Genomic DNA, 15,409 nt, shown 5'->3' with positions numbered 1-15,409 from the left:
TCAAGCAAAGTTTATCGAAGAACTCTTTGGAATTAGCGCTTAACGGAACGCGAACGAGATACTTCGTTTGTCACTAAAAAGTATTTGCGACACAACCATCGATCGCGCCTGCCTCAAGACACCGTTCTCGATCGCCCTTCATCGCCATTGCCGTCTGCACAATCACCGGAATCTCCCGATACTGATCATTGGCTTGCAGTTGTCTCGTTAAGGTCAACCCGTCGGCACCCGGCAAATGAATGTCCATCAAAATCAGCGCCGGAAATGGCTGTTTCAACGAGTGCCACATTTCAGCGCTATCTTTTGCCCAAGTGACTTCATAGCCCAACTTACACAAACAGGTAATCACCAGTCGCGCATTGTGCACGTTGTCTTCGACTAAAAGAATGTTGTAGGGGCGGTTTGCCCTTGGCAAGGGTCTCTTTTCTAGGCGAGGAACAGGGAGAGAGAACGTCTGTTTAGTAGCACTGACAGTCGCAGAAGGCACGATCGGATCGGTCACAAGCCATTCTTTTGTAGCTTCTTGCAGCAAAGGAAGTCCGATCGTAAATCGAGACCCCTGGTTTGATTCAGATTGCATCGTCACCCATCCGCTGTGAAGCTCAGCCAGTTTTTTGGTCAGAAAAAGCCCTAAGCCTGTCCCTTCTCCTTCGACGTTGGGCAGTTGAGCATAGGGTTTAAACAACAGACTCTGCTGTTCGCGAGAAATGCCTTTCCCCGTATCCCACACTGCAAACTGAATCTCGTGATTGACCACACGCACGTCTAACCCCACCGATCCGTGAGTGGTAAACTTGAGGGCGTTTGACAGCAAGTTAAAGAGCATTTGTTTGAGTCGAAGCGGGTCAGCAATCAGCATCGGCAGCGGCTCTGGGATCTCTAGCCGCAGCAACAGTCCCTTATCGTCCGCTTTTTCTCGCACCAGCTTTAAAGCCATTTGACACAGTTGAGGAACGTCGATCGCTTCCTGCTGCAGGTCTAGCTGGTTTGCCTCGATTTTAGACAAATCCAAAATGTCGTTGATCAGGGCTAACAAGTGCTGACCGCTACTGAGAATAATCTTGAGATATTCGTGGTGACGCACATTGTCAAAGTCATAGCCCTGTTCTCGCAGCAGGTGAGTAAAGCCCAAAATTGAGGTTAGGGGCGTGCGAATTTCGTGACTGGTGTTGGCTAAGAACTCGTTTTTTAACTGGCTGGTTTGAGTGAGTTCGCAGTTACGATCGCTCAACTGCTGACACTGCTGCTGAAGTTGCTGCATCGATCGCGCCTGTCGCACTGCTTGCACGGCTTGGGTAATGGATCGCTGCACCAATGTTGAGCGCAGTTGTACGAAATAAGTATCTTCAAATTCCCCTACGATCGTCAGCGACAATGGAACTGCAATCAGCCAAGCGATCGAGCTTGATGCGTCGTCAATTCTCCAGGCACTTTGCCAACCTTGAGCCTGAAGATGTTTCAACTTAGATTGGGTGATGACACTGCCAGACTCTAGACAACTGGCTGGTGGATTTGGGACAAAAGCAGAATGCTGAACCTCAAACTGGTTAGGATCTGGGGTGGGGAAAGCGATCGCGATCGTGTCTCCCAACGCCTGACTCAATTCATCGGCTAGCCTCTGCCAAAGTGACGCTTCAAGAGTGGGGATTGCTTGACTTAAGCCGTGATTAAACCCCGTGGCAAGACGATTGAGAAAGCGTTCAATCCAGAGTTCTGCGGCTATTGATGAGTCACCCCGCGATCGAGCCAAAAGCTGACGAAGAGAACGATCGGCTTCACAAAAATCTAAATCGGTTGCTTCACGGAGATCCATAAAATTGTCCCAAGACTCTAGAGAGCGTGTCGATGCGGTTGTCACAAATGTTGGGCGATCTGAAGCACAAAGCAACTAAAATTTTGCACAAATGACTCCTGTTTATCCTATCTAGAAATACGAACCAGCAACCGCTTCCAATCCGCTAGCCTAACTAGCAGCCGACGAAGCCATCGTTTCTTTGAACGATTCGCGAAGTGAGTGTAATGTTTGGGTGAAGATGGGAAAAATAGGGGAACTGACACTGACGCAGCCTTTCTAAACTTGCAGAGCTAGTTTTCCCAAAAAAGCAGACGCACTAGACAACCGAGCAAGGCGTCTCGACCGAGCTAGAGAACTCAAAATCTCTCAATCGACAGAACTTGAGCATCAGGGTGATATTTGTGCCCATCCCCTATAATCTATATCTTTGTATCCAATTTTTGGGCGATGCAGCGTTTAGCAACTGACGATCGGGGTGCCTGAATTCAGATTATGTGTGCAGTTTAGTTCAGTAAGATTACGAGGAGACTTTAGGCGTTGTATGGGATTTGGGCAATCTGTGAAAATTAAGGGATATCGGTATCTCTATCGAGGGTTTGTCAGCGCGATCGTGGCAACCAATCTCATTAGTCAGGGGGTTTGGAGCCATCCAGCCCAAGCAGCATTTCTTCCTTACTGTCAGCAAACCGCAGAAGGGATCGCTCGTAAAGATACGGCTCGAAAAGCCGCGTTAAAAAACGATAAAGGCGCTCAAAAGCGATATCAAACTCTGGTTGCTGAACAGGCAACCCAACTTCGCAACTGTCGGAATCAAAACTGGCTCAAAACTCAGGCTATCTGGATTCGGCTCTACCCCTGTGATGTTCAGCCAGGGGCGCTCGAAGAAGTGCTCGATCGCGTCGTCGATCGCGGCTACAACCAAATTAACATTGAAGTTTTTTATAACGGTCAGGTGTTGCTTCCTCAAGCCGATAATCAGACAGCTTGGGGTTCTGTGGTGAAGCTGCCAGGGTCAGAAAACATCGATCTGCTGGCGCAAGCAATTCAAAAAGGTCGAGCGCGTGGACTGTCGGTGTATGCGTGGATGTTTAGCATGAATTTTGGCTATAGCTACGCCATTCGCCCCGATCGAGAAGCCGCTCTCGCCAAAAATGGGCAGGGGCAAACGAGCTTAACGGTCAATTCGATCGCGGGGTTGAGCACTGACTTGGGCTTGTTCAACCCCAACGAAGCGTTTATCGACCCCTATAGTCTGCAAGCGCGGCAAGACTATGCCCAACTGGTCGAAGCGGTTGCAAAACGTCGCCCTGATGGAATGTTGTTTGACTACATTCGCTACCCACGCGGAAGAGGGAGCGCCTCGATCGCCAGCAAAGTTCAAGACCTGTGGATCTATGGAGATGCCGCGCAGCAAGCCATGCTGAGACGAGCTTTAAATGATAAAGGACGCGAGTTGATCAAGCGCTTTATCAAGCGAGGTTTTGTTAGTTCGGCTGATGTTGTGGCGATCGACAAACTATATCCCCAGCAGCCCGACCCTCCGATGTGGCAGGGGCGCACCCCGGCTTTGAATGAGAATCGCGCCCCGATCGCTCGTCGAGCGGCGATTCTGCAAGCAGACTTGTGGCGGTTTAGCGTCGCCCACGCGATGCAAGGAGTGGTCGATTTTCTCACAGAAGCGGTGGTACCTGCTCAACGACTCGGCATCCCCACAGGAGCCGTTTTCTTTCCTGAAGGCAATCAAAATGTGGGACAAGGCTTTGATTCGCGCTTGCAGCCGTGGGATCGCTTTCCCGCTTCTCTAGAGTGGAACCCGATGGCGTATGGAGTGTGTGGGAACGCAGCCTGCATCGTCAATCAAGTACGGCGTGTGGTAGGTCAAGCGCCCTCAGGGACGCAGGTAAAGCCCGTTTTAGCTGGAATCTGGCAGCAGTCAATTAGCAATCGTCCGCCTCTAGAGGTGCAGATGGAGGCAATTCGACAGGCAAATCCGCAGGTGAGTTCAATCAGTCATTTTGCTTACTCATGGCAAGAGCCGCTGTCCGATCGGAGTCGTAAGTTTTGTCAAGCTCGCGGACAGTTTTAACGCTTAGAGGGACAGTCTACAGAACGGTGGACTGTCCCTCTAAAGAAAGTCTAAAGTGCGCTGGGTTTATTATTTATTTCCATCGACACAAAATTTTTATTTCTACTGAGTTCTCAGAGTTCTAGAGAAGCGTTTTCGGAATTACTACTTAAACGGTTTTCTAAAGAGTTCATTTATATTTATTTAGTATTCTTGCGTGATTCATAACCCATTACACAAGGGAATCGGCGATGCATCTATCACCGTTTTCTCAATACTATATCCACAAGTTTTTGCATCAGAACGTCGATCGAGTCAGTCATTCTTTAACAAAAGACTCATTCGATTCGGTGCTTATTAAGCTAAATTTCAATCAAGTTCTCAGTGATCTTTATCAAACAAAATTAGAGCTAACTACAAAAATATGGGAGTTAGAAGCCCTAACTCAGATTTGTCAAGAGCCTGAAAAAATCACTATGAGCAAGAAAATTTGGCTGAAGTTAAAAAGAGAATTTTTGACCTTCTAGGGTTTAAGGCAGGGGTAGCTTTCCCCTCCAAGCTGCCAACCATTCTTCAGGAAAAGCCTTTATCTCCCTTTCGGTTTTATGGTGCAGACACTATTTCAGAAGCCGTCACCTATGAGGGCGAAATTTATGGACTCGTCAAGCAGCTTGATCTGTCTCATCGGCTGCAAGTCTATCAGCTTGTTGGGGCACTTTCGGCAAAAGACATTCCACTATTATTAACGACATCATCCTCTAGACTGGCAATCTGGATACACTTGCGATCGCCATCCTACTCGGTCTTGCGCGACCAGGAGCGAATCCTTTCTAGCGTCGTTATGTCTCTTCACTCAAGGCTGCATAGATTTAAGCATCACCGATGAGAGCTTGTCTAGATTCCACACAATCTTCGATCGCTTGCTAGGAAACTCTGACCTAGCTAAGATGCTGATACTCTAGCAGCCTTGTTTATGTTGAAACGTTCCAGGTTGCGGACACGGCGTTGTCTCAATGCAGTCTTTTGGCAGCACTTTCCGCTTCACCCGTTGATCTGCGCGATCGTCCTGATGGGGGTCAATAGCTGTAACCGTTTGCCCAATCGCATCGTGATTTCTAGCGGCACCACAGGCAACTACTATAACCGTTTAGCTGAACAGATTGGCGTTTCTACGCGCAATACGGTGGGAATCGGCGTGCAAAACCTCAGTTCTGAAGGGTCGCGACAAAACTTGCAGCGGTTGCTCGATCGTCAAGCCGATTTTGCGCTGGTGCAGCTTGATGTGGTCAGCGACGTGATGCGTCAGGGCAGGGTGCAAGCCGTCGCAATTCTGGCAAATGAGCATATTCATGTGATGACTCAGGCTGACTCTAAGCTGCGATCGCTGACCGATTTAGAGGGAAAACGAGTGGGTATGGGGTCACAGGGCAGCGGCATTCGGTTTACGGCAGATCAATTGATGGCTTCGATCAAGCTAAAAGTGCGTGCAGATAGCTCTAGCTTTGACGAGGTATTTCAGCGATTGGCAACCCGTCAAGTCGATGCAGCCATTTATGTCGGCAGCCTGGGAGCGAGTGAAAAACTCCGGCAACGGTTAGCCAGTAATCCTAATCTGCGACTGTTGCCGATGCCGCCAGAAGTGATTAATTATTTGACGACTCGTGATCCGGGTAGCTATCAAGCCGCCACGATTCCAATGGGCACTTATGCAGCGCGTCCAGCGGTTCCGGCTCAAGACATCCCTACTTTGTCAACAGCAACCGTTTTAGTCACCCGTTCTGATGTTGACGATAAACAAGTTGGGCTTTTGACTTGGGCAATTCTGTCTACATCGCGCAAGTTTTCGCCGTTCTATCCAGATCTTCAGACGGGAGATCCACGATCGCTCCTACAAAAGGGGTTGTTCTACATTCACCCATCTGCCCAAGTGGTCTATGAGCAGGGCGATCCCCGCGATGCCTGGATTCGCTATTGGGAAAACAACAGTGACCTTCAAGCTGGCTTAGTGATTTTGATTGGCACTACCAGTATTGGACTGCTCTTGCAAAAGCTGCGGCGCGATCGCTCTAAAAAACTGGTTGCCTCGACTTCAAAACGCATGAACGAGTTAAGGCAACTGCTGCCCCACGATGCTCAACTCGCGATCGACGGCATCGAAGAACTGAGTCAGGAACATCGCTTGATGTTTATTGAAGGGTCGATCGCGTCAGAAGCCTATGAGGAAGTGCGGCAAAAAACTCAAACCTTCGCCGATCAGTGCCGCAACCTTCTAGAACAGCGACGCAAACGGTTTGTGCTTGATACTCTGCTGTTGCTAGATGATTGGCAAGCGTCACTGCAACTTGATCCCCAGGCGGCGCTACAAAAACTGACTCAGATCAAGCAGCAATATCGAGAGATGCTATTAGCTGACCAAGTGGATATCAAGGCATATATTGAACTGATGGAATTGATTTCGGTGATGACGCTGGTTCCTCAAACAAGTGCAGTTCCGCTACAGCCGAATGTCTCCGTCACTTAAGATCTACCTTCTCCGTCACTTAAGATCGCTGGAATGAGTGATATCCAATCCCAATCAGATTTGGTTTGATAGAAACAGACTTGCTTCGGAGCGTTTTTGACAGCCTGTGAAGGCTGTTTTTTTGAGCCTATTTGTATACAGTCCACAAACAACAGTCATAAAACTAAATGTTGGGTTTCATGTTTCAACCCAACATCCATCTTGTAGTTAATTCCACTTACCTACTTAAGAAACCCTGACCTGGTTAAGATGATGACAGCTTCAGACTTAGGCAGCGTCAAGCAGTAAAAGCTAGAATCTTTTGATGAAGGTTTGGTCATTTGGAAAAGGGAACGTGAAAGAATTTAAGCCACGATCGCTGATGGAACGCGCATCAACACTAGCTGGACTGCTGCTGTTAAGCTGGGCGCTTTTGAGCTGCTCTGCCCCAGTGAAAGCAGATAATAATATTAGTCCGCAGCTAGAGCAGCAAGTGTTAGAGATTATTCGCAAGCACCCAGAAGTCGTGTTGGAATCGGTGCGAGATTATCAAAAACAACAGCAAAGTCAGCAGCAAAGCGCGCAACAGGCGTTTGTCCAAGACATGAAGACCAACCCTAAATCGGTAATTGGTCAGTCTCCCACGACGGGCGCAAAATTGGGAAAGGTCGTGTTAATTGAGTTTTCAGATTTTCAGTGCCCTTATTGTAGTGCAGCACACGCGACGCTAAAGCAATTTATGGCAAAACATCAGAGCGAAGTGACCCTCGCCTACAAGAATTTTCCGTTGACTTCGATTCACTCTGAGGCGATGCCTGCCGCCAAAGCAGCCTGGGCAGCCGGACAGCAAAGCAAATTTTGGGAGTATCACGATGCGCTATTTACTCAACAAAAGCGGTTGAGTGATGCCTTCTATCAAGAGACTGCCAAGAAATTAGGATTAGATGTGCAAAAGTTTAACGCCGATCGCAGCAGCAAGGCAGCAGAGGCAGCGATCGCTCAAGATGTGCAAATGGCTGAAAAACTAGGTATTGATGGCACTCCGTTCTTTGTGATGAATGGCAGCGTGTTTTCTGGCTCAGTCGAGTTGGCTGACCTCGAAGCCACCCTCGCTAAAGTCAAAGGTTAACAAATCGCAAATTCGTTTGCTGTAGAGACGTTCCGGTGGAGCGTCTCTCTTTAAAATTAGGTGAATAAACGTTGGGTGGTGAGCGAGATGAAACGGTTTTGGATTAGTTTAGTGATTGCGTTAGGAATTGGGTGCGATCGAAGTGCGATCGCTCAAACCAAAATTTATACGCCGATTCCCCTAACGCCTAGCGATGAAATAAAAGATAGACTCTCAGAAAACGACATCCCTACAGGTCAAGGAAATTTTGCCCGCGATTACTCGATTCAGCTACAGTCGGGCGATCAAGTCTCGATCGATCTGTCTTCAGACAATTTCGACACGATCGTCACTTTAATGACTGCCAAAGGTGAAACGGTTGCCGAAAATGATGATGGTCCTGATGGCACGACCAATTCTTTACTATTTACTCGCATCACCAAATCCGGAAATTATGTGGTGCGAGTCAAAGCCTTTGGCGAAACTCCAGGTGGACCCTTTAAACTGAAATTGACGAAGCTAAAGCCAGCTAACTGAGCGCTAATAAGACTGCTGCAATTTAAAACAATGGCTGGGTTTGACTTTTATCTATAGAACGATCGCAGATGATAAAAATCATGACGCGATCGCACGATAAACAGAAATCAAACCCAGCAAAAAGATTTTGAGTCAATGCTCAAATACCTAGCGTCTGTCCCGTGAAGGAACTTTGCTCATATAATCGATGCTCGAAGCCGTGAGCCGTTGACCATAGTTGACTTTAGGCGCGATCGCTGCCGCCAACTCACGAAACTTACCAGGATCGCCTTCACGAAGATTGCGCTCTTGAGACTTCTTAGAGAAGTACTTCTCAAGGGTGAAGCGCCAATCGTTCTTGACGGTGCCCGCACTCTCTTGGAAATCTTCGCCATAGCGAGGAGTCACCAAATTAAACGGACGAGCCTCCATCCGCTTGCGCTGGTAAGGCACTGTGTAATCACCAAACGCCGCCGTATATTCGTCGCTGTCGAGCAGTGCATCGACAAATCCATCAAAACCCAAAGTGGCAATTTTGATCGACCAGGCAATCTCTTCGTCTTTGTTATAAGAGTCGCGACCGAGCAGACGCTTGAGACACACTTGCACGAGGCGATAGTTATTATTGACACTCACCACCGTGCTGTAAAAGCGCTCAGACTTTGCCAACTCACGAATGAAATCGCGCACGGTAATGGCACGATTTTTTACACGAGATTCAGAGGCAGTTTGACGATTAAACTTCAGCGTTTCGTGTTCGCTAAACACCTGACGATAAGCTGCCCAGATCAGCGAGTCTACATCATTGGCATCGCTCATATCTTCGATGCGATAGATATAAGGCGTGTCTTCGTTTTGGTCAGCAATTCCAAAACTGGCGACTCGATGGTTTTGAGTCGTTGGTCTGTAATCCAATAATGGCAGTGCCATTCTAGAATCTCCCTTGTGTTGATAAACGTTAAGTCGTTTGATTTTGGACTGTAGAATGACAATCCAGTCAGTGAATCTATTATCTCGCGTCTGATGTCCGAAAAATACAGACTTGACCACACGATTCATGCTGCAAACTCTAAAGAAACCGTTAACGCAACGGAAAACTTGACGGAGTGCTAATCGAAACAGGCGTGTTTTGAGGAAGACTGCGCGTCATGTCAGGAATCTGAATGCTTGCAGTGTTGACAAAAACAGGCTGTACGACGTTGATTTTAGTCGATCGAGCCATCTCCAAAAAGTTCTCCACCGCGCCCCATTTGTAGCGCCCCGCCTCTAATTTGTCACGCCAATAATCGCTATAGCGAGGAGTCACCAAATTAAAGGGACGATCTTTATAACGACGACGTTGATAAGGCACGGTGTTATCACCAAACGCCTGTTCATACTCATCGCCATCGATCAGTGCATCGACGAAATGATCCCAGCCCAGAGTAGCAATTTTGATCGACCAGGCAATCTCTTCGTCTTTGCTATAGGGGGCGCGACCGAGTAGCCGCTTGAGCGTCAGTTCCACCACGCGGTAGTTAGAATTGGTTTCGACCACCAATCGACGATAGGTTTCAGACTTCGCCAAGCCCCGAATAAAATCGCGCACGGTGATCGCCCGATTTTTTAGCTGTGATTCTAAATTGCTCTGACGACTGCTCTTGAGAATCACATGCTCACTAAACACTTGACGGTAGCTTGCCCAAATCAAATCGGTCAGGTCAGTGTCATCGATCGCGTCTTCGAGCCGATAAATGTAAGGCGTATCTTCGCCCGGAACCTCATAACCAGCAACGCGCTGATTTTGCGAGGCAGGCTTATAGTCGAGTAAAGGAATTGACATAGGAAACGCAGAATGAAGGGTTGTTCGGAGGAATGAGTCCTTTAAACCTTTGGACTGCCAGGAATATAGCGATAGGGCAACGACACTGCCGTTCTCTTTACCGTTTGAGCGGAGGTTGTCGCGCCACGGCTGCTGTCAGGCACTTTAATATTGCTAGAAGTCGCTCTCGCCACATCGCGCTGATAGTTTAACTGGGGTGTGAGAATTCCCTGTGCCATGTTGAGGAAGGTCATCGGAATCGCCTGACGAATCACCTGTTTGTCTAAATCACCCGACTGGTAAGTCCGCACTTGATAGTAAGAACGGGTTGCCAATTCGCGCTCTAGAAGACGATTGCGCCAAAAATCGCTATAGCGAGGATTCGATAGGTTGAAGGGGCGACCTTCCATACGCCGACGCTGGTAGGGCACGATGTCTGAGCCAAACGCTTGGCGATATTCGTCTCCATCGACTACGGTATCGATGAAACCGTGCAGCCCTTTTGTGGCGATGACGATCGACCAGGCAATCTGTTCATCTTTGCCATAGCTCGATCGACCCAAAAAGCGCTTAAAGGTGAGGTCTACCAGACGGTAGTTAGAGTTCGTTTCGCCCACCAGTTCGCGATAGGCTTCAGACTTGCCCAACCCACGAATGAAATCTGCCACCGATATTTGGCGGTTTCGCATCTGCGATTCTAAAAAGGGCTGACGATAGCTCTCTAGAATCAGATGCTCACCTAAAATTTGACGATAGGCTGCCCAGATCAGAGCATCTACTTCGTCAACGCTTTTAGCATCGCTGAGTCGATAAATCTGAGGATCATCCTCATCGGGAACATCGTAACCAGCGACTCGCTGATTTTGAGTTTTAGGAGTAACGTTCAGTAATGGAAGCATGGAATTTATCAGTAACGTTAAATAACCGTTCTCTGGTTTAGTGCCTTATTTCTTAGACTTTGCTGGAGCAGGATGGCTCTCACCCGTTTCCATCGGCGTGATGTTGACAATTTTGCCGCCCATGCGAAGAATGCGCTGCATCTCGTCATTCATCCGGTTGTAAGGCACCGTGATAAACACACTTCCACTATTGCGAATGGGATAATCCATCTGATCGGTCTGGTCATTTTGACGCAAACCTACCACTTCATAGCGAAACATTCGGCTTCCAGAAGGCGTATTTGCTGCGCTACCGACTGCGGTTTGACCAAGCATTTTTATAAATCTCCTGTAATGAGATGAGGGGATGTCTGTTTGGTAAAGGGCGGGGGATCTACATCCCCCGCCCTCTATCCTTTTTTATGCTGTCGTGATGCTGACAATCTTTGCGCCTGTGCGCTGAATTTGCTGCATCTTTTGAGACAACTGCTCATAAGGCACTAGATAAGCCGTGCTGCTACGACGCACACCAGGGTAGCCACCGCCGCGAATTCCGGCGGCGACAACTCGATAGATGCGACCGCTCTCACCAAACGAGCCGCCCAAACACTTGTTGGGAGTCGCATCGCTAGAAGCCGAATAATGTGCCCAACCCGACCCGCTTGAAGGCTCTTGGATGGTAGTGGCGACATTTTGAGCTAACCCACGAGCCAAACGAGATTTTGAGCCTTCTGCTTGAGAGCGATCGCTGTTGGCATAGCCGCGATAGAGACGAAACAGGTTGGTGAACCCGATCGTGCGTGAACCCGTCTCAAACTGGAAGCCGCGATAGTAGGGCGCTACGTTGTCGCCAAAGCTGGTCTGATATTCTGCTGAGTCGATATAAGAATCGATTTCGGCATCAAATCCTTGCTGCTCGTAGATATCGAGGTGACGAACTACGTCGGATTCATCATATGGTGCCCGACCCAATAAATGCTTGTGGTTGAGTTCGATGACTCTGGTTTGAAAATTGTCGTAGAGAAACTTGGTTTTATATAGCTCAGACTTGGCAACAAACCGGACGAATTCTCGTACCGTAATTTTGCCATCGCGCAAGAGCGATTCTGCACTGGTCAGACGCTCAGATTTCATGATGTAATCGTTGCCCAACACCTGACGGTAGACGGCACGAATCACATTCTCAACATCTTCTTTTGTCCAGGGTGAGCGCAACTCAACCCGACTGGTTTCTGCGTAAGGAGAGGTTCCTAAACGCGCTGCTGCGGTCGTAATAGCCATCGATCAAAACTCCTAAGTGAACGGCGAACGTTTATAGGTAGCGGTGTTGTCAGCGTTCAGCCGTCAGCAGTTGAGCGAAAGAGTTGCTGAGTGCCGATCGCCAACTTAATCACTCTCAATTAGCGTTTGAGAGCAACCCCAGATAAAACAATGCCCGGAAAGGTAAACAACAGTCAGCCCGAGCCGACAGGTCGCGATACCTTTCCGGGCAAAATGCGCGGTTAGCTCAGGGCGTTGATCGCGTAGTCGATGTAGGTATTGGCTTCGTTAGCAGCCTGACCACCTAAGCCGTGGCTAGCCTTAATGTTCTTCAGCGCTTCAACATACCAGCTAGGAGCGAGGTCAAAGGTGCGGTTGATTTCATCTAAACCAGCAATCAAATACTCGTCCATCGGACCGGTGCCACCAGCGACCAAACAGTAGGTCACCATGCGGAGGTAGTAGCCGATGTCACGAGAGCACTTTGCTTTGCCTTCGGGACCCGCAGCATACTGAGAACCCTGCATTTGGGTGGTGTAGGGAAATTTTTGGTAAACAGCTTGAGCTGCACCGTCAATCAGCTTCTGAGCATTGTTGGTCAATGCACGAGCCGCTTCCATGCTGGCAGCAGCGCGCTCAAAGCGACCGTTGACTGCTTGCAATTCGGTGTTTCCGAGGAAACGACCTTGGGTATCGGCTGCTGCGATCGCTTCAGTAATTGGGGTCTTCATGAGTCAATATCTCCCTAAAAGGTGCCTGTTGTTGTTAAGACAAGGTTCTGATGTTTGGCTCTATTGCTAGAGCGCAAGCGAATCTGGTGACTAATTGCAATTAAGCAACAGCAGCAGCAGCGCGATCGAAGTAGCTGGAAACTTCAGACATGATTGCAGAACAATCGCCTTTGGTGATTCCGCTGGTGTCGCCGACCAGTTGAATCGCCGCTTCTTTCATTTTTTGAACGCCAGCAGCCGTAGAACCGCCGGGAACGCCCAAGGCTTGGTAGGTCTCACGCAGACCGTTGAGGCAGCGATCGTCAAGAACGCTCGCGTCTCCAGCCAGGGTTGCGTAGGTGACATAACGCAAGATGATTTCCATGTCGCGAAGGCAAGCAGCCATGCGACGGTTGGTGTAAGCGTTTCCACCAGGAGCGATTAGTTGAGGTTGCTCAGCAAACAAGGCACGCGCTGCGTTGGTGACGATCGCAGAAGCATTGCTGGTCATGCGGTTAACGGTGTCTAGGCGCTTGCTGCCGTCTTTGACGAGACCAGACAAAGCATCTAGCTGAGAGCTGCTCAAAAACTCACCTTTGGCATCAGCCTGAGAGACTACCTTAGCGAATGCATCTAGCATGAATGTTTCTCCTAATTACTGGATTTTGGTTCGTTTAAGCCAAAACTCGGAGGCTCGATCGAGCCGTCTTCGTCGGGGCTGTTTGATTCAGCCTGAGGGTTAAAGCCCTAAACTAATTATTTCAAGGTCTCTTCTCATTTACGTCGTTTCTTATCACTTGTTAACAAACCAGTTTATGAAGTGACGCTGAGAAATCTGAGAAAATTTCGCTTTTAGATGAGAAGGCAGAAATCTTGACTTATCAGTTGTTTGGATGGGTTTCATCAGTTGTTTTTACCCTTCAGGTTATTTTTATACAACGCTGCAAGGGCTTTATTTATTACAAGTTGTTAATTTGTATCACGTCTAGAGAAGCAGCTCACCAAAGCTATAGCTTGACCAGCTTTAACGATCAGAGAGATGCCTTTTTTTTGTAGCAAATCAGACAATTGTGAGTTTTTTAATGAACTTATATTAAGTTAACACTCTGTTACTATGCTTGAAAGTCTGTCTTGTTTTGGTTTTTCAGCTTTAGTGCTTTAAGCCTAGTTGTGAAGATTTTTGCAGAATTGTAACGGGCTTTCGGCAACATCGATTTTAACTTTAGTAAAAAGTTTAGAGCGAGAGATTCTAGCTAAAGGTTTTAAGCTCTCACATCCTTCGTTTTAGAACGTCTAGCAGCTTTGTGAACGTGGGAGGTAACAGAGCGATCGCCACGACCCATTCTTCTGTCATAGGGTGCTTGAGGCGCAATCGCCACGCGTGAAGTGCCTGCCCTGGAAGATTGACGTTGATCGATTTACGACCTGATCCGTAGACTTGATCGCCGACGATCGGGTGCCCCATAAACGCGCTGTGGACTCGAATTTGATGAGTCCGTCCGGTTTCAAGTTCAAACTCCATCAGAGTGTAATTTCCTAACCGTTCCTTAATGTGCCAGTGAGTGATTGCTCTTCGTCCTTTTTCTTCGCTCACAACTGCCATTTTTTGACGTTCAACCGGGTGTCGTCCGATCGGCTGCTCGATCGTGCCGTTCTCTTGAGGGGGCGCACCGTAGACAATCGCTAAGTAATCTCGTCGTGCCGTTTTGGTGCGAAATTGTTCTTGCAGATGGTGAAAGGCTTGCTCGGTTTTGGCAACGGCGATCGCGCCTGTGGTGTCTTTGTCCAATCGATGCACGATGCCAGGACGCTGAACTCCATTGATTCCCGGCAAGGTTGAACAGTGAGCTAAAAGCGCATTGACCATCGTGCCTGTTTCGTGTCCGGCGGAGGGATGCACGACCAATCCCGCAGGTTTGTTGAGAATCAGCAGCGAGTCGTCTTCATAGAGGATATCGAGCGGAATATTTTCGGCTTGCAGATCTAACGGTTCTGCATCGGGAATGTTGATTTGGATGCGATCGCCCGATTTCACATCTAGCTTTTTAGACGTGCAAACGTCGCCATTAATTTGCACATGCCCTTGCTCGATTAGTTTTTGAAGACGAGATCGAGAGACATCAGTAAGTTGACTGGCGAGATAGCGGTCGAGGCGATCGCTGGTTTCTTCAACAGAGAGTTCGATTTGAGAAGACAATTCTTAAGCAGCCTAAATAATTCAGTTTATCTATTCTCTAGTATCGCTGAAGATAATACTCCATGACAAAGTTTGAAAGTTTGACTCCTCGGCACTCGACTTGTTGCGGTTTGACGATCGCAAATCCCCGATGTTCAAAAAAGGAACGGGCGGTAATGCTCACTTCAACAAACAAGCGAGATAGTTGCAGTTGAGCGGCTTGGGCGACGATCGTATCCAACAATTGCGTTCCCACTCCCTGACTTTGAAAATCTTTGTGAGTATAGAAACAATCGATGTGACCTGTAGATTCAAGCTCTGCGAACCCAATAATTTGCCTGTTGTGGTCAGCAACAAACGTCTGTTTGGTTTCTTGTCGTTTTGCCCACCTACCCACGCTCATTGAATCGGGTACGGGTGCCCAAGCATTAACTTGCTCTTGCGAATAGTCTTTGATATTAATGGCATGAATAGTTTCATAGAACAATCTCATGATTTCAGAGGGGTGCGACCTCTATTTGATACTATTAGAGGGCAACGGAAAAGCCGTATTGATTCAGTTTGTTCCAGAATTGATCCCAACGCGTTGAGGTCAAGACC

At 48.2% G+C, this 15,409-nt stretch carries 15 protein-coding genes; 5 read left to right on the top strand and 10 right to left on the bottom strand.

Translation table 11 applies throughout. The features are described from left to right. Nucleotides 1-73: 73 nt before the first annotated feature. The gene (locus tag A8707_RS23750) at nt 74-1,813 is read right to left on the bottom strand and encodes an ATP-binding protein (RefSeq protein WP_068819654.1); all 1,740 of its coding nucleotides are present in this window, start codon (nt 1,811-1,813) and stop codon (nt 74-76) included. Nucleotides 1,814-2,336: 523 nt separating this feature from the next. On the opposite strand from A8707_RS23750, the gene A8707_RS23745 reads away from it, so the two are divergent. From A8707_RS23745 to A8707_RS23725, 5 genes are all read left to right on the top strand, one after another. Further along, entirely contained in the window at nt 2,337-3,881 is a 1,545-nt protein-coding gene (locus A8707_RS23745) for a glycoside hydrolase family 10 protein (protein WP_068819653.1), read from the top strand. A gap of 469 nt (nt 3,882-4,350) precedes the next feature. Continuing rightward, entirely contained in the window at nt 4,351-4,746 is a 396-nt protein-coding gene (locus tag A8707_RS28635; RefSeq protein ID WP_156518843.1) for a hypothetical protein, read from the top strand. Between the two features lie 87 nt (nt 4,747-4,833). Further along, a complete protein-coding gene (locus A8707_RS23735) occupies nt 4,834-6,381 on the top strand; it encodes a TAXI family TRAP transporter solute-binding subunit (protein ID WP_074382569.1) in 1,548 nt (515 codons plus the stop codon). Between the two features lie 334 nt (nt 6,382-6,715). Further along, complete coding sequence (locus tag A8707_RS23730) at nt 6,716-7,489, top strand: DsbA family protein (RefSeq protein WP_231948423.1); 774 nt, start codon at nt 6,716-6,718, stop codon at nt 7,487-7,489. Between the two features lie 60 nt (nt 7,490-7,549). Beyond that, nucleotides 7,550-8,005 carry a PPC domain-containing protein gene (locus A8707_RS23725; RefSeq protein ID WP_331711739.1) on the top strand — a complete coding sequence of 152 codons (456 nt, stop codon included), beginning with the start codon at nt 7,550-7,552 and terminating at the stop codon, nt 8,003-8,005. 147 nt (nt 8,006-8,152) lie between these two features. Here A8707_RS23725 and A8707_RS23720 read toward each other — a convergent pair whose 3' ends face one another. From A8707_RS23720 to A8707_RS23680, 9 genes are all read right to left on the bottom strand, one after another. Beyond that, nucleotides 8,153-8,914: a phycobilisome rod-core linker polypeptide gene (locus tag A8707_RS23720; RefSeq protein ID WP_068819655.1), complete on the bottom strand. Its 762-nt coding sequence runs from the start codon at nt 8,912-8,914 to the stop codon at nt 8,153-8,155. Between the two features lie 151 nt (nt 8,915-9,065). Then, nucleotides 9,066-9,806 carry a phycobilisome rod-core linker polypeptide gene (locus A8707_RS23715; protein WP_068819650.1) on the bottom strand — a complete coding sequence of 247 codons (741 nt, stop codon included), beginning with the start codon at nt 9,804-9,806 and terminating at the stop codon, nt 9,066-9,068. A gap of 41 nt (nt 9,807-9,847) precedes the next feature. Then, nucleotides 9,848-10,684: a phycobilisome rod-core linker polypeptide gene (locus A8707_RS23710; protein WP_068819649.1), complete on the bottom strand. Its 837-nt coding sequence runs from the start codon at nt 10,682-10,684 to the stop codon at nt 9,848-9,850. A 45-nt stretch (nt 10,685-10,729) separates the two neighbouring features. Continuing rightward, entirely contained in the window at nt 10,730-10,999 is a 270-nt protein-coding gene (locus A8707_RS23705) for a phycobilisome linker polypeptide (protein WP_068819648.1), read from the bottom strand. An 84-nt stretch (nt 11,000-11,083) separates the two neighbouring features. Beyond that, nucleotides 11,084-11,944 (bottom strand): phycobilisome linker polypeptide, encoded by an 861-nt coding sequence (locus A8707_RS23700; protein ID WP_068819647.1) that lies wholly within the window; start codon nt 11,942-11,944, stop codon nt 11,084-11,086. 221 nt (nt 11,945-12,165) lie between these two features. Then, entirely contained in the window at nt 12,166-12,654 is a 489-nt protein-coding gene (gene cpcA / locus A8707_RS23695) for a phycocyanin subunit alpha (protein WP_068819646.1), read from the bottom strand. Nucleotides 12,655-12,754: 100 nt separating this feature from the next. After that, nucleotides 12,755-13,273 (bottom strand): phycocyanin subunit beta, encoded by a 519-nt coding sequence (locus tag A8707_RS23690; RefSeq protein WP_068819645.1) that lies wholly within the window; start codon nt 13,271-13,273, stop codon nt 12,755-12,757. 630 nt (nt 13,274-13,903) lie between these two features. Then, the gene (locus A8707_RS23685; RefSeq protein WP_068819644.1) at nt 13,904-14,830 is read right to left on the bottom strand and encodes an RluA family pseudouridine synthase; all 927 of its coding nucleotides are present in this window, start codon (nt 14,828-14,830) and stop codon (nt 13,904-13,906) included. Nucleotides 14,831-14,867: 37 nt separating this feature from the next. Then, on the bottom strand, nt 14,868-15,302 hold the full coding sequence (locus A8707_RS23680) for a GNAT family N-acetyltransferase (protein ID WP_068819643.1): 435 nt from the start codon (nt 15,300-15,302) through the stop codon (nt 14,868-14,870). Between the last annotated feature and the right edge of the window lie 107 nt (nt 15,303-15,409).

Source organism: Phormidesmis priestleyi BC1401 (assembly GCF_001650195.1).
In the GTDB taxonomy this organism is placed as follows: Bacteria; Cyanobacteriota; Cyanobacteriia; order Leptolyngbyales; family Leptolyngbyaceae; genus Phormidesmis_A; species Phormidesmis_A priestleyi_B.
The sequence above is the reverse complement of the archived record's forward strand: the minus strand, read 5'-3'. Positions and strand labels throughout refer to the sequence as shown.